We start from the raw sequence: 26,087 nt of genomic DNA, 5'->3' as shown, positions 1-26,087 counted from the left end.
GGAGATCATCGATGCCCGGAACCATCGTCAACCCGCCCTTCGTCGGCTACCCCGTGTGCCTGTCCTTCGACGGCACCGGGTCGTACGTGTCGCTGGGGAACCCCGCGTCGCTCGCGGTCACCGGCACCATCACGGTGCAGGCGTGGATCCGCCCCAACGGAACGGCGGGGCTGCAGAACATCGTGGCGCACGGCTACACGCGCTCCCCGGACGGAGAGCTGTACCTGCGCATCCTCGATGGACGGTACCAGGTGGGGTCGTGGAACGGGAGCGACCACTTCACCCAGTACGCGGTGCCGCCCGAAGACGTGGGGCAGTGGGTGCACCTGTGCGGAACCTTCGACGGCTCGGCCTGGACGCTGTACCGCAACGGGGTGCAGGTCGCCCGGTCGCCCGAGAGCACCGGCGCGGTGGCGGTGGGCGCGGAGTGGGCCATCGGCGCGCGGGGTGGCGGCAGCGAGCGCTTCTTCTACGGGATGATCCGCAACGTGGCGCTGTGGAGCACCGCGCGCACCGCGCCGCAGGTGGCGGCCGACATGTACGCGCCGCCCGCCGCCGGAGACGCGGGGCTGGCCGGCTTCTGGGCGCTGGACCACGGGAGCGGCACGGTGGCCGACGACCGCTCGGGGAACGCCAACCACGGCCGGGTGGTGCACGCCGCCTGGCTCGTGCCCACGCAGCCGCTGCCCGCCACCCTGGTGCTGCCCAAAACGCCGCGCCCCGGCTACGTGTCGCTGGGCAACCCCGCCAAGCTCAACTTCTCGGGTGCCATCACCCTGATGGCCTGGGTGATGCCGCACAACACCGCGGGGCTCCACAACCTGGTGGCGCACGGCTACACGGTGAACCCCAACGCCGAGGTGTACTTTCGCATCCTCGACGGGCGCTACCAGGTGGGCTCGTGGAACGGGACCGACTACGTGACCCAGTACACGGTGCCGCCGGAAGACATCATGCAGTGGGTGCACCTGTGCGGTACCTGGGACGGGGCCAACTGGACGCTGTACCGCAACGGCGTGCAGGTGGCCCAGTCGCCCGCGGGCACGGGTGCGATCACGGTGCCGGCCGGATGGGCGATCGGCGCGCGCGGCGACGGGTCGGAGCGCTACGCCCAGGCGTGCGTGCGGTCGCTGGCCATCTGGCGGCGGGCGCTCAGCGCCGGCGAGGTGGTGAAGTACATCCAGCAGCCGATCACCGGCTCGGAGAACGGGCTGGCCGGCTACTGGCCGCTGGACGAGGGGGCCGGCCTCGAGGTGTTCGACCGGGCGCCCAACCCCGCCAACGGCACGCTGGTGAACGCGGGGTGGGTCGACACCCCCGGGCCGCCGGGGTGGTTCCTGGCCACGCCCGGGGGCATGTCGCGGAACCTGCCGGTGGTGCTCACCTTCCAGCGGCAGATCTGGGCCATGGCGGGGCAGTACCAGAACGTGGTCTACAGCTCGTCCGACGGCGTGTTGTGGAGCACCGCCACCACGGCGGCGCCCTGGGCCGGGAGGGGGGGCGCGGCGGGCGTGGTGTTCCAGGAGCGCATGTGGCTGCTGGGCGGGAGCAGCGTGGGCGCCGACTGGAACGACGTGTGGTGGTCACCGGACGGGGAGAGCTGGACCTGCGCCACGGCGGCCGCACCGTGGACGCCGCGCTCGGGGCTGTGCGCAGAGGTGTTCGGGGGGAAGATCTGGGTGTTCGGCGGCAGCGACCGCGCCGGGAACGTCTACAACGACGTGTGGTGGTCGGCCGACGGGGCGAGCTGGACTCGCGCCACCAGTTCGGCGGCCTGGAGCCCGCGCGACTCGGGGGGCTCGGCGGTGTTCGGCGGGAAGCTGTGGCTGTTCGGGGGTTCGAACGTGGGGAACGGCACCCAGGACGCGTGGGCCAGCGCGGATGGCGTCACCTGGACGGCGGCGCCCACGCCGCCCTGGCCCTCGCGCTTCGGGCCGAACGTGGAGATCGCGGGCGGAATGCTCCTCCTGATGGGCGGCACCAGCACCGGGAGCCGCGAGCTGGGCGACATGTGGAGCACGGCGGACGGAGTGTCGTGGACGCAGCTCTATGCCTCGTCCCCCTGGTTCCCGCGCCCCGTGCAGGGAACCACCGTGTTCAACGACCGCGTGTACCTGCTGGGTGACATCGTCAACCAGGACCACAGCAACGCCTGCTGGTACTACGTTCCCAAGGTCGCCATGCGCGCGCATTAGCGGGCAGGTTCGCCGGACGCGCCGCTCGGCGTCCGGCACCGGGGGCACCGGGCCGAAGCGGCGGCGTCCGTCCTCTCCCGCGCCTCGATCGAAGCGATGCGCGCGCCCGCGCCAGCGTTACCGAGGGGGTCGCCTACGGACCGGGGCTCTTCGTCCACCGGCGCGACCCGGCGGTGTTCGCGGTGCACGGAGGCGATGATCTGAGCGGCTCCGGAAGGGTGCTTCTCGACTCTGCGTCGTCCCGCAGGGCGGCTCGACCCCGCGAGAGGGGCGGAGAAGGCGGTGCGATCCATCCACTCTATCCAACGAGAGGCATCGTGACGAAGCTGTGCCTAGACGTCGACGCCCTGCGGATCGACTCGTTCGCGGCGGACCCCCTGCCCGGGAGCGCGGGACCGTGGCCGCGCACGAGATGATCACGCAGGGAGCGCAGACGTGCCACGACTGCACGCGTTTCGGGTGTCCGCAAACCGACCTGTGCCTCTGAGCAGGAGCCGTGCGTAATCCACCTCGTTCCCCAGGTGCCCGGATGGAGAAGCTGACGCCGAACCCGGAAAGCCTGCGCGTCGAGGCGTTCGCCGCCACGGCGGAGCCGCGGGAAGACGCCGGGACGGCAGCCAACGCCCTGCGTACGCCGCTCTGCGATCCGCCCACGGTGGGGCCGCACTGCTGATCCACGCGTTCCTGCAGTACATCGGCGGCCGCTCGACGCAGATGTGTCGGGCGGCCGTTCGTCATCGTCGCATGACCGGGGACCCGAACTGTCGAGCCGTCTTTCGCGGTGACGGCCACGCTCGGGCACCCGGTTCAGGGCCGGGGGCAGGTGCTGATGTCGGCCGTGCAGCACTCGCAGCCCACGACGGCGGTGTCGGGGCAGCCGGTGATGTCGGCGGTGCAGGGGCAGCCCACCTCGTCGCTGGTGCGCGGGCAGGTGCTGATGTCGCCGGTGCAGATCTGCTCGGGGCACTCGCACGACGCTTCCTGCGTCACGAACGACGTCACCGTCAGGGAGTCGATGGTCAGCCGGATCATGGGCCCCTCCTCGTCGCGGGGTGAGATCACCTATCGTGGGAAGGCTCAAATGTGCCGGGGATAAATCGAGGGCGCAACGACCCTCGATCTCCCGGATGGAGATCCACCTGCCGCGCGTCCTCCGGGCCTGCTTGACGGGGTTCACGCCGCCGGGCTACATCGTCGGACCCATCGTTTCCGCGATCACACCCGAGCCTTCCCGACGAGATGCCGCGCCTGCTGCGCCTCCTGCCGCTGCTGCTCCTGCTCGCCGCTCCGGCCGCCGCCGCCCAGCGCACCGCGTCGCCTCCTCAGACTTTCCGCCGCGTCTTCGTCGACAACGAGGGGGTGATCCGGTGGCAGGACACGCGCGAGGAGGTGGCGCTGTTCGGGGCGAACTACGCCATCGCGTCGTCGTCGGACTACCGCGCAGCCGGATATCTCACGCGCGACCGCAAGCGCGTGATCGACGACGACGTGGCGCACTTCGCGCGGATGGGGTGGAACGGGATGCGGCTGGCGTTCTGGGGCGACTGGCAGAACTCCGACCGCGCCGGCAACCTCATCCCCAACGACCACCTGGACCTGCTCGACTACCTCGTCGCCCGCGCGCGCGAGCGGGGGATCTACCTCCTCTTCAACCCCATCCACACCTACGACGCCGGCTGGCCCGACGCGCAGGGCGACTCCTTCCCCGGCTTCGCGGCGCACACGCCGAAGAACCGGCTGGGGACGGACTCGGCCGCCATCGCCGCGCAGGTCAACTATCTCCGCCAGATCCTGAACCACGTCAATCCGTACACGGGCGTGGCGCTCAAGGACGAGCCGTCGATCCTCTTCATCGAGATGATCAACGAGCCCCTCCATCACCCCGAGGACCTGGCGGGATCGGTGCGCTACATCGACGCGCTGGCCGCAGCGGTGCGGAGCACGGGGAGCCGCGCCATCCTCTTCCACAACGTCAGCCAGGACTTCCGCATCGCCGGGGCGATCCGGCGCTCGACGGTGCAGGGGGCGAGCTTCGGCTGGTATCCCACGGGGCTGAACTCCGGCCATGAGCTGCAGGGGAACTACCTCCGCACGGTGGACGAGTATCCCGCGTTCGGGATGACCGAGCTCGCCGGGCGGCCGCGGCTGGTCTACGAGTTCGACTCGGCCGACATGACGGCGGGCTACATGTATCCCGCGATGGTGCGCACCTTCCGGCAGGGCGGGGTGCAGCTGGCGGCGATGTTCGCGTACGACATGCTGGTGACGTCGTCGCGCAACCTGGGGTGGCAGACGCACCGGCTGAACCTGGTCTACACGCCGCGCAAGGCGATGAGCGCGGTCGTCGCCGCCGAGGCCATGCGCCGCCTGCCGCGCGGTGGCGACTACGGCGCGTATCCCGGCAACACGAGGTTCGGCCCGTTCCACGTCAGCTACGAGGAGAACCTGAGCGAGCTGGCCGCGCCGGACGCCTTCCTCTACGCGGGGAGCACGCGCACCACGCCGCCGGACGCGCGCCGGCTCACGCGCGTGGCCGGCTACGGCTCGTCGCCGGTGGTGCGGTACGAGGGCGAGGGCATCTACTTCCTGGACCGCGTGCGCGAGGGCGTCTGGCGGCTGGAGGTGTATCCCGACGCGGTGGACGTGGACGATCCGTTCGAGATGCAGCGGGTGGACAAGATCGTCACGCGCGCCATCTACCGCGCCTGGCCGATGACGGTCGATCTCCCCGATCTCGGTCCCTCCTTCTCCATCCAGCCCATCACCCGCGGAAATCCCCAGGCGTCGCGCGCGGAGCGTGGGCGATTCACCGTCCGCCCGGGCGTCTACGTCCTCTCCGCGCGCGGGCCGGTCGACCGCGCCTCGCTCCCGGCGACGGTGGGGCAGCAGGTGCGCTTCGACGAGTTCCACGCGCCGGCTCCGGACCCGCTCCCCGTCCGCGTCATCCCCGCCGCGCGGCCGCAGTACCTCGCCGGGCGGCCGGTGGAGATCGGGGCGCGGGTGGTGTCGGACGCGCGGCCGGACTCCGTCCTTCTCTGGGTGCGGCCGGCGGGGAGGGGCTGGTTCCAGCGCTTCCCCATGCGCGCGGAGGGCGCATACGGTTACCGCGCCGTCATCCCCGCCGACTCGCTGGGCGCGGGGCCGCACGACTATCTGATCAGCGTGCGCTCGGGGGATTCGACCACGACCTTCCCCGAGGGCGTGCGCCGGCGTCCGTGGGACTGGGACTTCCACACCGAGCAGATGTGGACGACGACGCTGGTGCGCCCGGAGACGCCGCTGCGGCTCTTCTTCCCGGCCCAGGACGCGCCGCGGATGGCGTTCAGCCGTATCGGCGACGGGTGGCGCACGGGGATCTTCCGCATCGTCCCCTCCGCGGCGTCGGGCGAGCCGGCGTTCCACTTCGAGCTTCCCGTGCGCGTGGGGGATTACGATCCGGAGGACTACACCGCGTCGCTCGTGGTCCGCGACCTCATCGCCAGCCGCGGCGAGACGGCGGCACGGGCGACGGGGGTGCGCGTGCGGCTGCGCGGCATCGGCGCGCGGCAGCGGCTGCACCTCACGCTGATGGAGAAGGACGGTACCAGCTGGAGCGCGGCCGTGTCGCCGGACACCACGTGGCGCGAGCTCACGATCCCCATCTCCGAATTCCACGCCGCGCGCGGGGTGAAGCTGCCGATGGGCTACCCGGGGACGTGGAACTACTGGGTGGGCCCGGCCGCGGGGCGGGGTGGGGCGGGGGATTCGATCCACCTCCCCGACGTCGAGCGGCTGCAGCTCTCCCTGCGCCGCGAGCCGGGCGTGGAGATCCGCCGCGGCGAGTACGGCGTCGAGGTGGAGTCGGTAACGCTGGTGTTCGATTGATCGGGAATCCGGCTCGAACTCCCGGACGCAGCTCATCCGCTTCGCCACAACTCACGTGCGGGCCGAAGTTCTCTCAACTGCGTCATCGGGTGGTTGCGGTGCCGGCAAGCGTCCGGTGCGTGTCCCTGAATGACGGGCAGGCTCTGCGAGGATGGCGAGAGAACGGCCCTCTCCATAGCGCCGGCGTGCGGCCGAGTCGGATCTTCATCGCGGCACCCGGCGCGGAACGCCCGGTGGATGCTCAGGGCGTGGGGTGCTGCGACACGGAGATGATAGTTAAGTATTCGCTTAAGTATTCCGTGCGTTGTGGGAGGGAGGGTATCGCCCCGGCGCCGAGGGGCGAGTGCGGCGAATCGGAGTCTGGGCATGCGAGAGGAGCCAGCCCCGTCCAGGACGGGAAGCGGCGGATACGCACGTGCGCCGGCCCTGCACCCATCCCCCTGATGAACGCAGTTGGCGATCTTCGGCTACGCTCCATGGCATGGAATCGCCACGATGGAGACGGGGCCCACCGAGTGGATTTTCCGCAATGGGGAGCATGAGGCGTCGAGACTTCATCCGCACCGTGGCGGCCGCGGGCGCCGCGGCGATGCTGGACCACAACGGGCTCTCCGCGGCGGCACGGATCGCCTCCCCGCCGGGCGGCGCGTGGCGGCTGGACACCGGCTGGCGCTTCCTGCGCGGCGAGGCGGCCGGCGCGGAGGCGCCGGGGTTCGACGACCGCGCGTGGGAGCGCGTCTCGCTGCCGCACACCGCGCGCGTCGAGGCACTGGTCACGGGCCCGCCGGGCTCGCCGACGTACCAGTGGCAGGGCACCTGCTGGTACCGCCGCACCCTCCGGATCACCCCCGAGCTCGCGGGCAAGCGGGTGTGGGTGAAGTTCGAGGCGGCGATGAACGTGGCCGACGTCTATCTCGACGGGCGGCCGCTGGGGCGCCACCTCGGCGGCTTCCTCCCCTTCGTCTTGGACATCACCGACCGCATCACCCCGGGACGGGACGCGGTGCTCGCCGTGCGGCTGGACGACCGCGACAACCCGGTCACCGGCCCCAAGCCGCTGCATCTCCTCGACTTCAACACCTACGGCGGGCTCTACCGCTACGTCCATCTCGTCGCCAAGGACCCGCTCCACATCACCGACCCCATCCTCGCGGACCGGCCGGCGAGCGGCGGCGTCTTCGTCACCTATCCCCGCGTCTCCCAAGGCTCGGCGACCGTGCGGGTGCGGACGCACATGCGCAACGACGGCTCCGCGCCGCGCACCTTCAGCGTCCGCGCAACGCTGGTCGGGCGGGACGGCGCGGCGGCGGCGATGGAGACGTCGGACGCGGTGACGCTGCGCGGGGCGGGGGAGACGGAGGTGGTGCAGGAGATCGAGGTCGCCCAGCCGCGCCTCTGGTCGCCGCGCGCGCCCAACCTCTACACGCTGCGCACGGAGATCGTCGAGGGCGGACACGCGGTCGACGCGGAGGAGACACGGATCGGCATCCGGCGCATCGAGATCTCCCGCGAGGGGTTCCGCATCAACGGCGAGCGGATGTTCCTGCGCGGGACCAATCGCCACCAGGAATACCCGTACGTCGGCTACGCCGTCCCCGAGGCGGCGCAGCACCGCGACGCGCGGAAGATCAAGGACGCCGGGTTCGACTACATCCGCCTCTCCCACTATCCCCATTCGCCGGCGTTCATGGACGCGTGCGACGAGCTGGGGATCGTGGTGATGAACTGCATCCCCGGCTGGCAGTACTTCGGCCCCGACCCGGCGTTCACCGAGCTGCAATATCGCAACGCGCGCGAGCTGGTGCGCCGCGATCGCAACCGCCCGTCGGTGGTGATGTGGGAGGTGTCGCTGAACGAGACCGCGATGCCGCCCGAGTTCATCCGCCGCACGCACGCCATCGCGCACGAGGAGTATCCCGGCGACCAGTGCTTCACCTGCGGGTGGATGAAGGGCTACGACGTGTTCATCCAGGCGCGCCAGCACGGGGGATGTACCAGGGAGACGGAGCCCGCCTGCGTGGTCAGCGAGTACGGCGACTGGGAGTACTACGCGATGACCGCGGGGCTGAACCAGGAGTCGTGGCAGGGACTTACGCCCGCGGAAAGCAACAGCCGGCAGCTGCGCTGGCAGGGTGAGCGGGCGATGCTGCAGCAGGCCACGAATTTCCAGGAGGCGCACAACGACAACCGCGCCACGGCCGCTTTCGCCGACGGGTTGTGGGTGATGTACGACTACAACCGGGGGTATTCCCCCGACATCGAGTCGTCCGGCTGCGCCGATATCTTTCGCCTGCCGAAGTACTCGTACCGCTTCTTCCGCAGCCAGCGCGACGCGCTCGAGCGCCTGGCGAACGCCGATTCCGGGCCGATGGTGTGGATCGCCACGGAGTGGACGCCCGCGTCGCCAGCGGACGTGCGCGTGTTCAGCAATTGCGACGAGGTGGAGCTGCGGCTGAACGGGCGGGCGATCGAGCGGCGCCGGCCCGACCGCGACCGGATCAGCGCGCACCTGGCGCACCCGCCCTTCACCTTCCGCCTGGGGAGATTCACCCCGGGCGCGCTGGAGGCGGTCGGCTTCGTCGGGGGACGGGAGATGGCGCGCCACACGGTGCGCACGCCCGGCCCCGTCGCGCGGATGAGCCTGGAGATCGACGTCGCCGGCGCGCCGCACGCGCGCGAGGCGAAGGACGTGCTCTTCTGCCACTCCGCCCTGCGCGACATGGCGGGGACGATCGTGGCGGACGCGTGGGAGAACGTGGCGTTCGGCGCGACCGGCGGGATGGCCCTGGTCGGCGCCAACCCGTTCGCGACGGACGAGGGGATCGCCAGCATCCTGGCGCAGACGGAGCCCGGCGCCGCGCCCGGTGCAGTGTTCGCGCTCTCCGTCGTCCGCCGCGGCGGCGAGGTGCGCGTGCTCGGCGCCAGCGCGGTGACGTCCGGCGCGACGCCGAGGTTCGAGCTGCGCTACACGGCCGACGGGAGCGCGCCCACCGCGCGATCGCCGCTCTACCGCGCCCCCGTCGCCGGCGCGGCGAAGGTGCGGGCGGCGCTGGTCTCCGGCGGCCGCGTGGTCGTCGCGCTGGACGAGGGGACGGAGAAGATCCGCATCCCCGTCAGCGCCCCGCCCGGGAGCGCGCGCGAGCCCTTCCGCCCCGGCTGATCGAAAGAGGTCTCACGCAGAGGGCACAGAGGGATCACTGAATCGTCGAATTCTTCCTCTGCGTCCTCTGCGCCCTCTGCGTGAGAATCCCCCGATCGCCTCTCCCGAAATGAGACTGGCGGGCCCGCGGCGGGAGGTCTGGAGTGGAAACGTTTACACAGGCGGGGCAACGATTTATGGGCCCCCGTGCGGGCGAAATGTTGTTGACACGCACATGTCACATGATTACGATATGGGCGATTCAACCCGTAACGACCGCGTCGCAGGAATCCCTACCCGCACACCCGGACGGTCCGCTGGCCGGCTCGAGCAGCCGCGAGTCACCTCAGCGTCGAGCGCAATTTGTCGGTTTCGTTAACAAACTAGCGCGCGCCCTCCCGATCCCGCGGCCCCGAGCCCAGGGACAGAACGGGGGCATCGTCGCCTCGAATTTGTTGGGAGTCTTGACAAACAGGGCCGCGGCCCCGGATCCACCATCCGGGCGCCGGCGCGAAGCGGCCCGGCAGGCACCGCCCGGCGCGGGTGCCCCCACCCTTCGCGCACCACCGTTTCCGCAGCCCGGCCGGGCTGCCCGATCCACCCCCCTTGGAGGATGCATGATGAGGCGGACAGTATTCGTGAGCATGATCGCCGCGCTATGCGCCGGCGGTCCGCTGTACGCACAAACGGGGCAGGTCACCGGCAGCGTCACCTCGGCCGACGGCGGGCGCGCGCTCTCCGGGGCCACGGTCACGGTGGCGGGCACCTCGGCGCGCGCGGTGACGGGGCCCGACGGGCGCTACACGCTGAACGCGCCCGCGGGCGCGCAGCGCGTGACCGCCACCGTGCTGGGGCACGCGCCCTCGACCCAGGCGGTGACGGTGGCGGCCGGCCAGACGGCCACCGCCAACTTCACCCTCCAGCCCTCGGCCGTGGCCCTCACCGGCGTGGTGGCCATCGGCTACGGCGAGCGCCGGGTGCGCGACGTGACCGGCTCGGTGCAGGCCGTGGGCGCCGAGGAGTTCAACACCGGCCGCGTGGTCTCTCCCGAGCAGCTGGTGCAGGGGAAGGTGGCCGGCGTGCAGGTGGTCACGACGGGCGAGCCCGGCGGCGGCACCAGCATCCGCATCCGCGGCGGCACCAGCGTGAACGCCAGCAACGAGCCGCTGGTGGTGGTCGACGGCGTGCCGCTGGAGCCGGGCGGCGGCCTGTCGGCCGGGCGCAACCCGCTGAACTTCATCAACCCCGACGACATCGCGCGCATCACGGTGCTGAAGGACGCCTCGTCGACGGCCATCTACGGCTCGCGCGGCGCCAACGGCGTGATCATCGTGGAGACCAAGACGGGGGCCACGCGCGGCCCGCAGTTCACCTACAGCAACTCGTTCTCCACCTCGAGCATCATCCGCCAGCCCGACATGCTGACGGCCGACCAGTTCCGCGCGGCCGTGGCGCAGCACGCGCCGTCGCGCGTCTCCTACCTGGGCAACGCCAGCACCGACTGGCGGGCCGCGGTGGAGCGCCACGGCGTGGGGCAGGAGCACTCGCTGGCCATCGCGGGGGCGGGCGGGCAGAACATGAACTACCGCCTGTCGCTGAATTACCTGAAGCAGGACGGCGTGGTGCGCGGGTCGAGCCTGGACCGCGCCTCGGCCGCGCTGAACTACAACCACCGGCTGTTCGACAACCGGCTGAACATCCGCGCAAACCTGCGCGGCGCCCGCACCAACGACGACTTCACCCCGGGCGCGGTGCTGGGAAGCGCCACCAACTTCGATCCCACGCAGTCCATCCGCACGGGGTCGGGGTCGTTCTTCGAGCAGACGGCGTTCACGCTGGCGCCGAACAACCCGGTGGCCGAGCTGGCGCTGGTGGTGGACCAGGGAACGACCTACCGCAGCATCGGCGACGTGGAGGCACGCTACCAGATGCCCTTCCTCGAGGCGCTGTCGGGGACGGTGCGCCTGGGCTACGACGTGGCCAAGTCGGAGCGGCGCTCCTTCTTCCCCAGCACGCTGCAGTCGCAGATCGAGAACCCGGTGTCGTGCACCAGCTCGCCCTGCCCCACCGGCACCGTCAGCCGCTCGAACCCGAGCGAGACCACCGGGCTGGTCGACGCCTTCCTGACCTACCAGAAGCGCCTGGGCGGGCTGAACAGCGACGTGGACGCCACGGCGGGCTACTCGTACCAGTCGACCGACGGCGACTACCCGGCGTTCTACGCGCGCGGGCTGTCGTCGGATCTGCTGGGGATCAACGGCGTGCCCACCGCGGTGGAGAACGTGCCCACGCTGTTCACCCGCGAGACGCGGCTGGCCTCGTTCTTCGGCCGGGTGAACTGGACGCTGATGGACCGCTATCTCCTCACCCTTTCCGTGCGGCGTGACGGCTCGTCGCGCTTCGGGCCGGCCAACCAGTGGGGCACCTTCCCGGCGGCCGCGCTGGGGTGGCGGGTGAACGAGGAGTCGTGGTTCCCGCAGAGCACGCCGCTGTCGGAGCTCAAGCTGCGCGGCTCGTGGGGCGTCAACGGCAACCAGGCCATCGGCGACTACCTGTGGGCCCCGGCCTACACCTACGGCGACCAGTTCGCCCAGGTGCAGTTCGGCAACACCTTCGTCACCACCATCCGCCCGAGCGCCGTCGACCCCAACATCAAGTGGGAGGAGACCACCTCGTGGAACGTGGGGCTCGACTACGGGCTGTTCGACAACCGCATCACCGGCAGCCTCGAGTACTACGTGAAGGACACCGACGACCTGCTCTTCCGCATCCCGGTGGCCGCGGGGACGAACCTGTCGAACTTCGTGACCACCAACATCGGCAGCATGCGCAACACCGGCTTCGAGGTGAGCGTGAACGCGCAGGTGCTGCGCGGCGCCAACCGCGGGCTGTCGTGGAACGCCAGCTTCAACGCGTCGACCAACAGGAACCGGCTGCTGAGCATCAACCCGCTGGCCTCGACCAGCGACCGCATCCTGGTGGGGAACATCTCGGGCGGCGTGGGGAGCCGCATCCAGGTGCTGCAGCCCGACGTGCCGGTGAACTCGTTCTTCGTGTTCGAGCACAAGCTCGACTCGAACGGCAAGCCGGTGTACAGCAACAACCTGCTCGACATGTACGTGGACCGGAACGGCGACAACCAGATCACCTCGGAAGACCGGCGCCCGTTCCACTCGCCCACGCCCACCTGGATCCTGGCGCACACCTCGCAGGTGGGGTGGCGCAACCTGGACATGAGCTTCACGCTGCGCGCCTACCTGGGGAACTACGTGTACAACAACCTGGCCTCGAGCCAGGGGTGGTACAACCTGCTGAACCAGGCCAGCGGCCCCATCAACCTGCACGCGTCGGTGCTGGAGACCAACTTCGTGCAGCCGCAGTTCTTCTCCGACTGGTACGTCGAGGACGCGTCGTTCCTGCGCATGGACAACCTGACGCTGGGGTACACGCTCCCGCGGCTGCGCCAGGTGCAGAGCATGCGCGTGTTCGGCACCATCCAGAACGTGTTCACCCTGAGCGGCTACAGCGGCGTCGACCCCGAGGCGGGTCTCGGCGGCATCGACAACAACATCTACCCGCGCTCCCGGACCTTCTCGGCCGGCGTCAGCATCGGGTTCTGAGGAGAACGCAAGGAGAGATGACCATGAGACTGCGCACGGCGGCGGTGGCCGCGGCGGCGCTCCTGCTGGTGGGCGCCGCGGGGTGCACCGACATCACCACCGAGCCCGAGAGCTCGGTGACGGGCTCCAACATCTTCAACGACCCGAGCTCGTACCGGGCGTTCCTGGCCAAGATCTACGGCGGCCTGCAGGTGACGGGGCAGCAGGGCCCCGCCGGTGGCGCCGACATCGAGGGGATCGACGAGGGCTTCAGCCACTACCTGCGCCAGTACTGGCAGCTCGAGGAGCTGCCGACCGACGAGGCGGTGATCGGCTGGGGCGACGACGGGCTCCCCGAGCTGAACACGCAGCTGTGGGGCGCGGCCAACCCGTTCCTGGCGGCGATGTACTACCGCATCTTCTTCCAGGTGTCGCTGGTCAACGAGTTCCTGCGCGAGACCACCGACCAGAAGCTGCAGGGGCGCAACGCCGGCACCGACCTGGTCAACCAGGTGCACCAGTACCGCGCCGAAGCGCGCTTCCTGCGGGCGCTCAGCTACTGGCACGGGATCGACCTGTTCGGCAACGTGCCGCTGGTGACCGAAGACTTCCAGATCGGCGCCACGCCGCCCACGCAGAGCACGCGGGCCGAGGTGTTCAACTTCGTGGTCAGCGAGCTGAACGCCATCCGCGGCAGCCTTCCGGCGGCCGGCGCGGGCGAGTACGGGCGCGCCGACCGCGGCGCGGTGGACATGCTGCTGGCCAAGCTGTACCTGAACGCCGGCGTGTACACCGGCACCCCGCGCCTGGCCGACGCGCTGGTGGCGGTGCAGAACGTGATCGGCTCGGGCGCCTACTCGCTGGACCCCAGCTACCGGCACCTGTTCCTGGCCGACAACAACACGTCGGACGAGATCGTGTTCGCGGTGCCGTCGGACGGCGCGCACACGCGCACCTGGGGCGGGATGACCTTCCTGGTGCACGCGGCCGTGGGCGGCAACATGAACTCGGCCAACTACGGGATCGACGGCGGGTGGTGGGGGCTGCGGGTGCGCCCCGAGGTCTACAACCTGTACTCGGCCGGCGACGCGCGCGGGGCGTTCTTCTTCACCAGCGGGCAGACGAACGACATCGGCAGCATCGGCAACTTCAACGACGGCGTGGGCGCGCCCAAGTACTCGAACGTGACGTCGGGCGGGCAGCCGGGGTCGAACGCCACCTTCCCCGACACCGACTTCCCGATGTTCCGCCTGGCCGACGCGTACCTGATGTACGCCGAGATCTTCCTGCGCGGCGGGGGCGGCACGCAGGCGCAGGCGCTGGCCTACGTGAACGCGCTGCGGCAGCGCGCCTACGGCAACGCCACGGGCAACATCACCGCGGCGCAGCTGACGCTGCCGTTCATCAAGGACGAGCGGGCGCGCGAGCTGTTCTGGGAGGCGCACCGCCGCACCGACCTGATCCGCTTCGGCACGTACACCACCGCGGGGATCTGGCAGTGGAAGGGCGGCGTGAAGCCGGGGAAGGTGACGGAGGCGTTCCGCGACCTGTACCCGATTCCCTCGTCGGAGCTGCTGGCCAACCCCAACCTGACCCAGAATGCGGGCTACTGAGCCCGCGCACGACGGGGAGGGCGCCTTTCGGGGCGCCCTCCGCGCCACCCTCGCCCCGCAGCCGCTGCCGCACCCCGGCGGCGCTGCGGGGCGTGGTTGCATCAGCCGAGCTGAAGGACCCGTGGTGATTTCGAGATTTCGCTGGATCCTGGCTGCGCTGCTCGTCTCCACGCTCGCCGCGTGCGGCGGCGGAGGGGGAGGGGAGATTACCCCGCCCCCTGTGGAGCCGCCGCCGGCGGGGCGGCCGTCGCTCGATCCCACCTATCGCCCCAGCGGGCACATGGCGGCGGGCGACGTGTTCGTGCACCTGTTCGAGTGGCGGTGGACCGACATCGCCACGGAGTGCGAGACCGTCCTTGGCCCCGCGGGGTTCGCGGCGGTCCAGGTCTCTCCCCCGCAGGAGCACTCCATCACCCCGAACCACGACTGGAGCGAGCGCTACCAGCCGGTCAGCTACTCCATCGACCGGAGCCGCTCGGGGACGCGCGTCGAGTTCATCGACATGGTGAGCCGGTGCAGGGCGGTGGGCGTGGGGATCTACGTGGACGCGGTCATCAACCACATGACCAACTTTCCCAGCCCGGGGACGGGGAGCAACGGCACCGCGTACAGCAAGTACAGCTATCCCGGCCTCTACACCGAGTCCGACTTCCATCACCCCATCTGCGGCGTCTCGAACTACCAGGACGCCGCCAACGTGCAGGACTGCGAGCTGCTGGGGCTGCCGGATCTCAACACCGGCTCGTCGTCGGTGCGGCAGAAGATCGCGGATTATCTGATCGGCCTGGCGAGATTGGGCGTCGCGGGGTTCCGCATCGACGCCGCGAAGCACATGCAGCAGGTGGAGCTGGACCAGATCCTGGACCTGGTCAACCAGACGCTGGCGAGCGAAGGGCGGCCGCTGCCGTACTGGTTCCTGGAGGTGATCGGCGGCTCGGGCGAGGCGTTGCGTCCGCAGGACTACTTCGGCGAGGGATACTCGACCGGCGGCGCGGCCGACATCACCGAGTTCATCTTCACCGGGGTGCAGGACAAGTTCCTGGGCAACGGCGGGCAGCGCATCTCCCAGCTCAACCCCAACGGCCCGGCGGGGAGCCAGTTCTCCGAGGCGGCGTGGGGGCTGATGCCGTCGGACAAGGCCGTGGTCTTCCTGCAGAACCACGACACGCAGCACGCGGGCGGCATCTCCTACCGCGACGGGCAGACCTTCCGCCTGGCCAACGTGTGGATGCTGGCGCAGCCCTACGGCTATCCCTCCATCCTCTCCGCCTACGCGTTCAACCGCCCGGCGCAGAACGACATGGGCCCGCCCAGCGACGCGAACGGTTGGACGCTCCCCGTCAGCTGCGCCGCGAGCCTGGAGACGGCGGCGGTGGGGCAGTGGGTGTGCGAGCACCGCGACCCGTACATCGCGCGGATGGTGGGCTTCCGCCGGCGGGTGGCGGGGACGGACGTGAATCACTGGTGGGACGACGGCGCCAACGCGATCGCCTTCTCGCGCGGCAACAAGGGCTTCGTGGCGATCAACCGCAACGCCGCCGCCGTCTCCACCCCGGTGGCGACGGGCCTCCCCGCGGGGACGTACTGCGACCTGCTGACCGGCGGCCGCACCGGCGCGTCGTGCGTGGGCACGAGCATCATCATCGATGCGGCGGGATCGGTGCAGCTCAACCTGGCCGCGAACACCGCCATCGCCATCGACGCCGCGACGAAGCTGTGATCGGTTGAAGTCCGCGAAGGCGGACTGCGTGTCGTTGTAGCCGCGAGTTCACTCGCATCGTCGCGCATAATCCGAAGACGAACGAAAGAACGAGGGATGAGGAGAGTGGAGATGGGGAGATCGTCGCGGAGGCTGGTTCGCATCGCCGTGGCCGCGGGACTGGCCGCGCTGGCGTCGCCGGCGGTGGCGCAGCAGGAGATGCGCGTGGCCTCGCCCGACGGGCGCAACCGGGTGACGGTGGGCGTGCGCGAGGGGCAGCTCTGGTACGCGGTCACCCGCGACGGGAAGAACATCCTCATGCCGTCGCGGCTGGGGTTCGCGTTCCGCGGGGGTGACTCGCTGCGCACCGGCTTGCGCATCACCGGCGCGTCGCGCGACTCGGCCAACACCGTGTGGACGCAGCCCTGGGGCGAGGTGGCGCGCGTGCGCGACCATCACCGCGAGCTGCGCGTTCGCGTCGCGGAGGACAGGGCGCCCGGCCGCCGCTTCGCCGTGGTCTTCCGCGTGTTCGACGACGGGCTCGGCTTCCGCTACGAGGTGTCGGACAGCGCCGGCTTCCGCGAGTTCGAGATGATGGAGGAGCTCACCGAGTTCGCCTTCGCCGACAACGGGCGGGCGTGGTGGATCCCCTCCACCTGCTGCGACCCCGACCGCCAGGAGCGCCTGTACTCGTCGGGCCCCATCAGCCGGCTCGACAGCGTGCAGACGCCGCTGACGCTGCAGCTGACCAGCGGCGTGCAGGTCGTCGTCCACGAGGCCAACCTGGTCGACTACGCGGGGATGTACCTGGTGAACACGCGCGAGGGCGGGCGGACGCTGCGGTCGTACCTCGCCAAGTGGGCGGACGGCGTGGCGGTGCGGGGGACGGCGCCCTTCGTCACCCCCTGGCGCACCCTCCAGCTCGCCGACCGGGTGGAGGACCTGGCGCCCTCCGTCCTCACCCTCAACCTCAATCCCCCCAGCCGGATCCAGAACACCAGCTGGATCAGGCCGATGAAGTACAACGGCATCTGGTGGGGGATGCACATCAACACGCAGACCTGGGGCTCCGGTCCGAAGCACGGGGCCACGACGGCCAACACCCGACGCTACCTCGACTTCGCCGCGGCCAACGGGCTGGGCGGCACGCTGGTGGAGGGGTGGAACACGGGGTGGGACGTGGACTGGTTCAACACGGGGAAGGCCAACTTCTCCTTCACCCAGCCCTATCCCGACTTCGACCTGCCGGGGCTGGCGGCCTACGCGCGGCAGAAGGGGCTCACGCTGATCGGCCACCACGAGACGGCCACGGTGATCGGCAACTACGAGCGGCAGCTGGACTCGGCGATGGCGCTGTACCAGCGCGTGGGCGTGCGCGCGGTGAAGACCGGCTACGTGGGCGACTACACCGAACAGGGGCACGCGCACCAGGGGCAGTTCATGGTGCGCCACCACCGCCGGGTGATCGAGACGGCGGCGCGCTACGGGCTGATGGTGGACGTGCACGAGCCCATCAAGGACACCGGCGAGCGGCGTACCTGGCCCAACATCATGGCCCGCGAGGGCGCGCGGGGGATGGAGTACAACGCGTGGGGCGGGGAAGGCGGCAACCCGCCCGAGCACGAGACCATCCTCTTCTTCACGCGGATGCTGACCGGGCCGATGGACTTCACCCCGGGGATCTTCGACCTGCTCCTCCGCAGCGCCAACGGCCAGCCGCGCCGCCCCGAGGAGCCGCGGCCGCGCACCACGCTCGCGAAGCAGCTCGCCCTGTACGTCGTGCTCTACTCGCCGCTGCAGATGGCGGCGGACCTGCCCGAGAACTACGAGGGGCAGCCCGCCTTCCAGTTCATCCGCGACGTGGCGGTGGACTGGGATACCACGCGCGTGCTGCAGGGCCGCATCGGCGACTACGTCCTCGTCGCGCGGAAGCAGCGCGGCGCCGACACCTGGTTCTTCGGCGCCATCACCGACGAGGAGGGGCGCACCTTCGACGTGCCGCTCGGCTTCCTCACCCCCGGGCGCCGCTACGTCGCGGAGATCTACGCCGACGGCCCCGGCGCCAACTGGCGCGACAACCCGCTCCCCGTCGCCATCTCGCGGCAGAACGTGACCAGCGCGACGCGGCTGCGCGTGGTGCTGGCGCCCGGCGGCGGCCAGGCCATCCGCATCCGTCCGGCGCCGTGACGATGCGCGTGCCCCTGCGGCCCCTCATCCCCCCGACCCCCTTCTCCCGAACTGCAGGAGAAGGGGGAGAACTGAGTGCGGGACGCGGCTTTCGGCGCATGATTCCGCGCATCGTCGCGGCGGCGGCGCTGCTGGTCACTTCCGCGGCAGATGCGCAGCTGACGCTGAGGCTGCGCGTGCCGCCGTCGACGCCGGCGGACTCGCCCGTCTACATCGCCGGCGGCTTCAACGGCTGGAATCCCGGGAACCCCGACTACCGCCTGGCGCGCGGCGGCGACGGCGAGTACGCCATCACCCTGCCGGAATCCGTGCGCGGGCCGATCGAGTTCAAGTTCACCCGCGGCTCGTGGGAAAAGGTGGAGGTCGACAGCACGGGCGGCGGCGTCGCCAACCGCCGCTTCTTCGTCCCCGCCTCCGGCGCGGCGACGTGGACGGGCGCCGTGGCGGGGTGGCAGGACCCGCGGAAGATCGCGCCGCGGCCGCACACCGCGACGTCGTCGGTCACCGTGCTCGACACCGCCTTCTCCATCCCGCAGCTGGGGCGGACGCGGCGCGTGTGGATCTATCTCCCGCCCGATTACGCCACGTCGCATCGCCGCTACCCCGTGCTGTACATGCACGACGGGCAGAACGTGTTCGACAACGCGACGAGCGGCTTCGGCGAGTGGGAGGTGGACGAGACGCTCGACTCGCTGCACGCGCGCGGCGACCGCGGGGTGATCGTCGTGGCCGTCGACCACGGCGGGACCAAGCGGCTGGACGAGTACTCGCCCTTCCGCAACCCGCGCTACGGCGGCGGCGAGGGCGACGCGTACGTCGACTTCCTGGCGCGCACGCTCAAGCCGTACATCGACCGCCGCTACCGCACGCTCCCCGACCGGCTGCACACGGGCGTCGCGGGCTCGAGCATGGGCGGGCTGATCTCGCTCTACGCGGCGCTCAAATATCCCGAGGTGTTCGGGCGAGCGGGGATCTTCTCGCCCGCGTTCTGGTTCTCGGAGCAGAACTACGCCTTCGCGCGCGCCGCCAGGCCGCTGCCGGGGACGCGCCTGTACTTCGTCGGGGGCGCGCGCGAGGGAGACCAGCCGGCGCTCTACGTCGAGGGCCAGCGGGCGATGATCGACACGCTGCGCGCGGCCGGCTTTCAGGTGGGCACGCAGATGGACGCCATGATCCGCGCCGACGGCACGCACCAGGAGTGGTTCTGGCGCCGCGAGTTCCCGTACGCGTACCAGTGGCTCTTCCCCGACAACCGCCGGACGGTGCGGCGGTGAGCGGCGCGCGGATCGCGCACGCGGCGGTGTGGGCGCGCGACGAGGACGGGCTGGAGCGGCTGCGCGCCTTCTACGAGCGCCACTTCGGCGCGCGCGCGGGGAAGCGGTACGAGAGCGCGCGGCGCCCCGGCTTCGTCTCGTACTTCCTCGCGTTTCCGGGGGATGACGGGGCGGTGTGGCTGGAGCTGATGACGGCGCCGGAGCTCGCGCCACGGCCGGACGGCGAGGCGGTGGGATACGCGCACCTGGCGCTGTCGCTCGGCTCGCGAGCGGCGGTGGACGAGGCGGCGGCGCGGCTCGTGGACGCCGGCGTGCCGCTGGTCTCCGCCCCGCGCGTCACGGGCGACGGCTACTACGAGGCCGTCGTCCGCGACCCCGAGGGCAACCTGCTGGAGATCACGGAGTGAAGGCTGATCCTGCGTCGGGCTTCGCCGAATTCGCGTCCCCGGCGCGACACCCCACAGGGGTGTCATCCTGAGGGCGCGGCGCGGAACTCTCGTCATGGCAGGAGTTTGCCGCGCCCGAAGGATCTGCTCGACGCCGCTGGGAGGTCGAGGCGCCGCACAAGCGCTTTCGCGGGGGTGAGCAGATCCTTCGGTCGGCCCCAACGTTCGGTGGCGGACGAGAATTCGGTGCGGCGCCTCCCTCAGGATGACATCGCGGACGTCTCGCGCATCCGGGTTCGACGGCACGATCGAATGCACGACGAAGTGACACGGCGCGGCCCCGAGGCCGCATCTCCATCACGACCAGTCTCAAGGACCGACATGCGCCGCATCGCCCTGCCCACCCTGTGTGCCGCGCTCCTCGCCTGCGCCGCGTCGGCGGCCGCGCAGCCCGCCCGCCCCGCCGCGCCGCTGCCGGACTGGCGCCGCGGCGGCGTCTGCTACGAGGTGTTCGTCCGCTCGTTCTACGACAGCAACGGCGACGGCATCGGCGACCTCAACGGGCTGACGCAGAAGCTCGACTACATCAACGACGGCAATCCCGCCACGCAGCGCGATCTCGGCGCCGACTGCATCTGGCTGATGCCCGTGGCCGAGAGTCCCAGCTATCACGGCTACGACGTCTCCAACTACTACCGCGTGGAGCCGGACTACGGGACGAACGACGACTTCAAGCGCTTCATGGCCGAGGCGCACCGCCGCGGCATCCGCGTCCTTGTCGACATGGTGCTGAACCACGCGTCGAGCGAGCACCCGTACTTCCAGGCGGCGCTGCGCGACACCACCTCACCCTACCGCGCCTGGTTCCGCTGGTCGCCGCAGCCGCAGGGGAACGGGCCGTGGGGCGGGCCCGCGTGGCGCAAGTCGCCCGTGCGCGACGAGTACTTCTACGGGGTGTTCTGGGAGGGGATGCCGGACCTGAACTACGCCACCCCCGCGGTGCGCGCGGAGGCGAACAGGGTCGCCGACTTCTGGCTGCGGGAGATGGGGGTGGACGGCTTCCGCCTCGACGCCGTCCCCTATCTGGTCGAGGAGGGGACGGTGCTCGCGGGATCGCCAGGGACGCACACGCTGCTGCACGAGTACGGCGACCACGTCCGCGCCGTGAACCCCCGTGCGTGGACCGTGGGCGAGGTGTGGGACAGCACCGGGGCGATGCTGAAGTACTATCCCGACCAGCTCGACTCGTACTTCACCTTCGAGATCTCCGACGCGGTGCTGAAGGCGGTCGACACCGGCTCGGCGGGGGGGATGCTGGACGGCTACATGCGGCTGCAGGGGGCGAATCTCCCCGGCTGGCGCTACTCGCCGTTCCTGCGCAACCACGACCAGACGCGCACGATGACGGTGCTGAAGGGCGATCGGGCGAAGGCGCGGATGGCGACGACGCTCCTGCTCACCCTCCCCGGCCTCCCCTTCGTCTACTACGGCGAGGAGATCGGGATGACGGGCGACAAGCCCGACGAGCGCCTGCGCACGCCCATGCAGTGGAGCGCCGGCCCCGGCGTCGGCTTCACCCGCGGCACGCCGTGGGAGGCGCCGCAGGGGGATGCCGCGACGGTGAACGTCGCATCGCAGGAGAACGATCCCGGCTCGCTCCTCAACCTCCACCGCCGGCTGATCCACCTCCGCACCTCCAACCCGGCGCTGGCGATGGGGCGGCTGATCCCGCTGGTCACCGCGAACGAGCTCGTGGCCGCCTACCTGCGCCGCGAGGGGAACCGCGCCGTGCTGGTGGTCGCCAACCTGGGAAACGTGACGCAGACGCGGCCCGCGCTGGCCTCCGAGGCCGGAGCGCTGCCGGCGGGACGGTACGCGCTGCGGAACCTGCTCGGCGGGGCGGCGGGGGCGCCGCTGCGCGTGGGCGCCGACGGACGCGTGACGGGCTACGTTCCAGTCGCGACGCTGGGCCCGCGCGAGGCGCGCGTCTTCGAGCTCGTGCGCCCCACGCGTTGACGTGAACGGCGGCGGGCGCATCGCCATCGATGCGCCCGCCGGTGCGGCATCCCATTTTGCTCCGGGTCCGGCCGAATCCGTGGACGACGGGCCGGGCATCCCCCTCTCCCTGCGAGCCGAGGGCCTCGTGACCAGACGACCGCGCCTGAACTTCCTGCAGATGTTCAACATGAGCTTCGGCTTCCTCGGCATCCAGTTCGGATGGGGGCTGCAGCTCGCCAACATGTCGGCCGTGTACGAGAAGCTGGGCGCGCGGCCCGACGAGGTGCCCCTGCTCTGGCTGGCCGCGCCGGTGACGGGGCTGCTCGTCCAGCCCATCGTCGGCGCGCTGAGCGACCGCACCTGGGGGCCGCTGGGGCGGCGCCGGCCGTACTTCCTGACGGGCGCCATCCTGGCCTCCATCGCCCTCTTCTTCATGCCGACCTCCAGCGCGCTGTGGATGGCGGCGGGGCTGCTGTGGATCCTCGACGCGTCGATCAACATCTCCATGGAGCCGTTCCGCGCGTTCGTGGCCGACAAGCTCGACACCAGCCAGCGCACCGCCGGCTTCGTGATGCAGTCGTTCTTCATCGGCGTGGGCGCGTCTCTCGCCAACGCGCTGCCGTTCATCCTGCGCTGGATGGGGGTCACGGGGAACACGGCCAGCGGCATCCCGCTCACGGTGAAGTACTCGTTCCAGGCCGGCGCCGTCGTCTTCCTCCTCTGCGTGCTGTGGACGGTGGTGACGACGACCGAGTTCCCGCCCGAGGACCCGGCGGCGTTCGACCGCGCGCGCCGTGGCCGCAGCGGGCTGGCGCACCTGTTCGGCGAGATCGGCGAGTCGATCGGGCAGATGCCGCAGACCATGAAGCAGCTGGCGGTGGTGCAGCTCTTCACCTGGCTGGGGCTGTTCTGCATGTGGCTCTTCTTCGTCCCCACCGTGGCGCGGCACGTGTTCGGCGCGACGGACCCGCAGAGCGAGCTGTACACGCAGGGGATCGAGTGGGGCGGCTTCGTGTTCGCGTTCTACTCCATCACCTGCTTCGCGGTGGCGTTCGCGCTGCCGAAGCTGGCGCGGGCGACGAGCCGCAAGTCGACGCACGCGATCTCGCTCGTCTGTGGCGCCATCGGGCTGCTGAGCGTGTACCTGATCCACGACAGGTGGCTGCTGCTGGTCACCATGGTGGGGGTGGGGATCGCGTGGGCGTCGATCCTGTCGATGCCGTACGCCATCCTCTCGGGCGCGCTGCCGGCCAGCCGGATGGGCGTGTACATGGGGATCTTCAACTTCTTCATCGTGATCCCCGAGATCGTGGCCTCGCTCACCTTCGGGCCCATCATCCGCACCGTGTTCGGGCAGGACAACCCCAACGCGCCGCTGTACATGGTGATGACGGGCGGCGTGTGCCTGCTGATCGCCGCCGCGCTGGTGGCGCGCGTGAACGACGTCGGCGAGCGCGCCGGCGGCGAGGAGGCGATGATCGCCGCCGACGAGCACGAGCCGTTCATGATCCAGGAGTCCGCCCAGCCCGTCCCCAGCGACGCGCTGATCAACCCGGACCCCGCCGACCGGTCGTGAGCCGCCGGGCAGGCGATGCGGTCCGACCCTGATCCGGGGCAGGCGAAGGAGCCGGCGGAGATCGTCTCCGCCGGCTCCCGGCTTCATCTCTTCTGATACGGCGGCATCGAGATCCCGGCACCGGCATGAGCGCCGGGCGGACACGGCTACAGCGGGCGCAGGTCGCTGATGCGGTACCCGATGAAGTTGGGGTTGTCGGGCGTGCCCATGTTCATCCCGTCGCCGAGGATCATCTCGGTGGGATAGCCCAGCTCGGGGTGGTACGTGGCCGGGCCGAGGCGGTCCGCCCGCGCCTCTCTCCTGGCCCGGTCGAAGAGCTGCGGAACGGTGAGGATGTACGCTAGGCGGGCGGCTGTCCCGGGCTCGGTCGTCATGGGTAGCAGCCGCGGAAGCCCCACCGACGTGATGCGCCCGCGACGCACCTCCACCGCGTAGTCGCCACGGTAGTTGCAGAAGCAGATGATCGTCAGGGTGTACGCATAGCTCGACGGCCCGCGCTCGCTCCATGCGCGCCGCGCTGCGTCCAGCGCCGCCTTCTGGGCGGCAGATGCGGAGTCGCGGTTGAACCGCGGCGCGGGTTCCGGACGGGAAGCCGCGGGCTGCATGGTGTCCGTCGGCATCCGCGTGGTGTCGGCAGGCGCCGGTGGATTCGTCTGGCTCCACGCGGTGGACGACAGCGTGCAGAGGAGCGCGAGCAGGGTGGCCTGGAGCCGCATGGCAGGGATCGGTGGTGGGTGTAGTGGGTGTTTTCGCCCGACATGATGCGCTGCATAGAGCCAGGAACTAATGTCTCCATGAAGACGCGTGCGCAACACTGTCGTCTCGGAACCGCAAGGCTGTGTGACGTGCTTGCCACCCATCGAACCGGCCCCCCGCGAAGCCTGAGCGTTCGCACGCCGGCACGCGTGGTCGCTCTCGCCGCGATGCTCGCGCTCGCGGCGTGCGGGGGACCGCGAACGACGCCTGCCGCGCCGCAGGCCGCCGCGGTATACGATCCGTCGCGCGCGCTGGGGGAGCTCTTCCACGACGTACAGGTGGCCGGCGTCTTCCCCGACTCGAAGACGTTCGTCGATGCGCGGCCGCTGCGGGCGCCGGAGGAGATCGCAGCGCGTTACGCGGCCGAGCGCGGCACGGCGGTCGGATTCGATCTCCGCGCGTTCGTCGGGCGCGAGTTCGAGCTCCCGCGCGCGGCGGGCGAAGGCTTCCACGCGGACACCTCGCGGGCGATGGAGGACCACATCCGCGCGCTCTGGCCGGCGCTGACGCGGCCGCCGGACCGGGCGGACGCGCGCTCCTCCCTCATCCCCCTGCCGAATCCGTACGTCATTCCCGGGGGGCGCTTCCGCGAGGTGTACTACTGGGACTCGTACTTCACCATGCTGGGGCTGGTGGAGAGCGGGCGGACGGACCTGGTGCGCAGCATGCTCGACAACTTCGCGCACCTGGTCCGCACCGCCGGGCACGTCCCCAACGGCAACCGCACCTACTACCTGAGCCGCAGCCAACCGCCGTACTTCGCGGCGATGGTGGGGCTGTACGCGCGGGCCACCGACACCGCGCAGGCGCTGCGCTGGCTCGACGCGCTGGAGGCGGAGCACGCGTTCTGGATGGATGGGAGCGAGCGCCTGGCGCCAGGGACGGCGAACCGCCGGGTGGTCCGCCTCCCTGACGGGGCGGTGCTGAACCGCTACTGGGACGACCGCCCGGAGCCGCGCCCCGAGTCGTACCGCGAGGACTGGACGCTGGCGCAGACGGTGCCCGAGGCGGCGCGCGAGCGCTTCTTCCGCAACGTGCGCGCGGCGGCGGAAAGCGGGTGGGACTTCTCCAGCCGCTGGATGCGCGATCCCGCCGACCTGCGCACGCTGGAGACGACCGAGCTCGCGCCCGTCGACCTCAACTCGCTGCTGTACCACGCCGAGCGCACCATCGCGGCCTTGCACCGCTTCCGCGGCAGGGCGGAGGATGCGGAGGCGGCGGCGCGCTTCGGTCAAATGGCGTACGAGCGGCGCCGCGCGCTCCTGGCCGCGGCGTGGGATTCGGCAGATGGCTGGTTCTACGACGTCCGCTGGCGCAGCGGCGAGCGCGTCCGCGACCGCCCGACGCTGGCCGCGGCGGCCGCGCTGTACTTCGGCCTGGCGTCGCCCGAGCAGGGCCGCGCGGTGGCCGACCGGCTGGGGCGCGACTTCCTGAAGCCGGGGGGATTCGTCACCACGCTCGTCCGCTCGGGCCAGCAGTGGGACGCGCCGAACGGGTGGCCGCCGCTGCAGTGGCTGGCGATGGAGGGCGTGCGGAGATACGGCCGCGCCGCGCTCGCGGACACCGCGAGGGGGAGATGGCTGGCGCTGAACCGGCGGACGTATCGCGCCACCGGGAGGATGATGGAGAAGTACGACGTGGTCGACGCCCACCGCCCCGCCGGCGGCGGCGAGTATCCCACGCAGGACGGCTTCGGCTGGACCAACGGCGTCGCCCTCGCGCTGATCGCGCAGGAGAGGCAGGGCGTGACCCGACCGCTCGCGCCGGCCGTGAGGCAATAGACACCGTCCGATGTCATCCT

At 70.8% G+C, this 26,087-nt stretch carries 15 protein-coding genes; 13 read left to right on the top strand and 2 right to left on the bottom strand.

The window, feature by feature from the left end; genetic code table 11:
* The first annotated feature begins 11 nt into the window (after positions 1-11).
* Both VF092_06535 and VF092_06530 read left to right on the top strand, forming a co-directional pair.
* Positions 12-2,195, top strand: coding sequence for a LamG-like jellyroll fold domain-containing protein (locus tag VF092_06535; protein HEX6746937.1), 2,184 nt, complete (start codon positions 12-14; stop codon positions 2,193-2,195).
* 529 nt (positions 2,196-2,724) lie between these two features.
* Positions 2,725-2,868: a hypothetical protein gene (locus VF092_06530; GenBank protein ID HEX6746936.1), complete on the top strand. Its 144-nt coding sequence runs from the start codon at positions 2,725-2,727 to the stop codon at positions 2,866-2,868.
* 134 nt (positions 2,869-3,002) lie between these two features.
* On the opposite strand, the gene VF092_06525 is transcribed toward VF092_06530, so the two are convergent.
* On the bottom strand, positions 3,003-3,227 hold the full coding sequence (locus VF092_06525) for a hypothetical protein (protein HEX6746935.1): 225 nt from the start codon (positions 3,225-3,227) through the stop codon (positions 3,003-3,005).
* Positions 3,228-3,434: 207 nt separating this feature from the next.
* On the opposite strand from VF092_06525, the gene VF092_06520 reads away from it, so the two are divergent.
* The 10 genes from VF092_06520 (at position 3,435) to VF092_06475 (ending at position 23,530) form a co-directional block, all read left to right on the top strand.
* On the top strand, positions 3,435-6,059 hold the full coding sequence (locus tag VF092_06520; protein ID HEX6746934.1) for a hypothetical protein: 2,625 nt from the start codon (positions 3,435-3,437) through the stop codon (positions 6,057-6,059).
* Between the two features lie 538 nt (positions 6,060-6,597).
* Positions 6,598-9,219 (top strand): glycoside hydrolase family 2 TIM barrel-domain containing protein, encoded by a 2,622-nt coding sequence (locus VF092_06515; protein ID HEX6746933.1) that lies wholly within the window; start codon positions 6,598-6,600, stop codon positions 9,217-9,219.
* A 623-nt stretch (positions 9,220-9,842) separates the two neighbouring features.
* The gene (locus tag VF092_06510; protein HEX6746932.1) at positions 9,843-12,818 is read left to right on the top strand and encodes a SusC/RagA family TonB-linked outer membrane protein; all 2,976 of its coding nucleotides are present in this window, start codon (positions 9,843-9,845) and stop codon (positions 12,816-12,818) included.
* Between the two features lie 23 nt (positions 12,819-12,841).
* The gene (locus VF092_06505; protein ID HEX6746931.1) at positions 12,842-14,410 is read left to right on the top strand and encodes a RagB/SusD family nutrient uptake outer membrane protein; all 1,569 of its coding nucleotides are present in this window, start codon (positions 12,842-12,844) and stop codon (positions 14,408-14,410) included.
* Positions 14,411-14,531: 121 nt separating this feature from the next.
* Positions 14,532-16,130, top strand: a complete 1,599-nt coding sequence (locus VF092_06500; protein HEX6746930.1) for an alpha-amylase family protein — start codon at positions 14,532-14,534, stop codon at positions 16,128-16,130.
* Positions 16,131-16,226: 96 nt separating this feature from the next.
* Positions 16,227-18,296: a glycoside hydrolase family 97 protein gene (locus VF092_06495; GenBank protein ID HEX6746929.1), complete on the top strand. Its 2,070-nt coding sequence runs from the start codon at positions 16,227-16,229 to the stop codon at positions 18,294-18,296.
* Positions 18,297-18,394: 98 nt separating this feature from the next.
* Entirely contained in the window at positions 18,395-19,570 is a 1,176-nt protein-coding gene (locus VF092_06490) for an alpha/beta hydrolase-fold protein (protein ID HEX6746928.1), read from the top strand.
* The gene (locus VF092_06485; GenBank protein HEX6746927.1) at positions 19,567-19,977 is read left to right on the top strand and encodes a VOC family protein; all 411 of its coding nucleotides are present in this window, start codon (positions 19,567-19,569) and stop codon (positions 19,975-19,977) included. The genes VF092_06490 and VF092_06485 overlap by 4 nt, the downstream gene beginning before the upstream one ends.
* A gap of 360 nt (positions 19,978-20,337) precedes the next feature.
* On the top strand, positions 20,338-21,972 hold the full coding sequence (locus VF092_06480) for an alpha-amylase family glycosyl hydrolase (protein HEX6746926.1): 1,635 nt from the start codon (positions 20,338-20,340) through the stop codon (positions 21,970-21,972).
* A gap of 127 nt (positions 21,973-22,099) precedes the next feature.
* The gene (locus VF092_06475; protein HEX6746925.1) at positions 22,100-23,530 is read left to right on the top strand and encodes an MFS transporter; all 1,431 of its coding nucleotides are present in this window, start codon (positions 22,100-22,102) and stop codon (positions 23,528-23,530) included.
* A 146-nt stretch (positions 23,531-23,676) separates the two neighbouring features.
* Here VF092_06475 and VF092_06470 read toward each other — a convergent pair whose 3' ends face one another.
* Positions 23,677-24,246 carry a DUF6174 domain-containing protein gene (locus tag VF092_06470; GenBank protein HEX6746924.1) on the bottom strand — a complete coding sequence of 190 codons (570 nt, stop codon included), beginning with the start codon at positions 24,244-24,246 and terminating at the stop codon, positions 23,677-23,679.
* 42 nt (positions 24,247-24,288) lie between these two features.
* Between VF092_06470 and treF the strand changes: the two genes are divergently transcribed.
* On the top strand, positions 24,289-26,067 hold the full coding sequence (gene treF / locus VF092_06465) for an alpha,alpha-trehalase TreF (GenBank protein HEX6746923.1): 1,779 nt from the start codon (positions 24,289-24,291) through the stop codon (positions 26,065-26,067).
* Positions 26,068-26,087 lie beyond the last annotated feature (20 nt).

The sequence above is a fragment of the Longimicrobium sp. genome (assembly GCA_036377595.1).
In the GTDB taxonomy this organism is placed as follows: domain Bacteria; phylum Gemmatimonadota; class Gemmatimonadetes; order Longimicrobiales; family Longimicrobiaceae; genus Longimicrobium.
Note: the sequence above shows the minus strand (reverse complement) of the source record. Positions and strands in the feature narration are given on the sequence as shown.

What these genes read in the sequence shown, in the direction of transcription:
- VF092_06535 (HEX6746937.1), top strand. Translation starts at nt 12, where the DNA reads ATGCCCGGAACCATCGTCAACCCGCCCTTCGTCGGCTACCCCGTGTGC.
- VF092_06530 (HEX6746936.1), top strand. Translation starts at nt 2,725, where the DNA reads ATGGAGAAGCTGACGCCGAACCCGGAAAGCCTGCGCGTCGAGGCGTTC.
- VF092_06525 (HEX6746935.1), bottom strand. Translation starts at nt 3,227, where the DNA reads ATGATCCGGCTGACCATCGACTCCCTGACGGTGACGTCGTTCGTGACG.
- VF092_06520 (HEX6746934.1), top strand. Translation starts at nt 3,435, where the DNA reads ATGCCGCGCCTGCTGCGCCTCCTGCCGCTGCTGCTCCTGCTCGCCGCT.
- VF092_06515 (HEX6746933.1), top strand. Translation starts at nt 6,598, where the DNA reads ATGAGGCGTCGAGACTTCATCCGCACCGTGGCGGCCGCGGGCGCCGCG.
- VF092_06510 (HEX6746932.1), top strand. Translation starts at nt 9,843, where the DNA reads ATGATCGCCGCGCTATGCGCCGGCGGTCCGCTGTACGCACAAACGGGG.
- VF092_06505 (HEX6746931.1), top strand. Translation starts at nt 12,842, where the DNA reads ATGAGACTGCGCACGGCGGCGGTGGCCGCGGCGGCGCTCCTGCTGGTG.
- VF092_06495 (HEX6746929.1), top strand. Translation starts at nt 16,227, where the DNA reads ATGAGGAGAGTGGAGATGGGGAGATCGTCGCGGAGGCTGGTTCGCATC.
- VF092_06490 (HEX6746928.1), top strand. Translation starts at nt 18,395, where the DNA reads ATGATTCCGCGCATCGTCGCGGCGGCGGCGCTGCTGGTCACTTCCGCG.
- VF092_06480 (HEX6746926.1), top strand. Translation starts at nt 20,338, where the DNA reads ATGCGCCGCATCGCCCTGCCCACCCTGTGTGCCGCGCTCCTCGCCTGC.
- VF092_06470 (HEX6746924.1), bottom strand. Translation starts at nt 24,246, where the DNA reads ATGCGGCTCCAGGCCACCCTGCTCGCGCTCCTCTGCACGCTGTCGTCC.
- treF (HEX6746923.1), top strand. Translation starts at nt 24,289, where the DNA reads ATGATGCGCTGCATAGAGCCAGGAACTAATGTCTCCATGAAGACGCGT.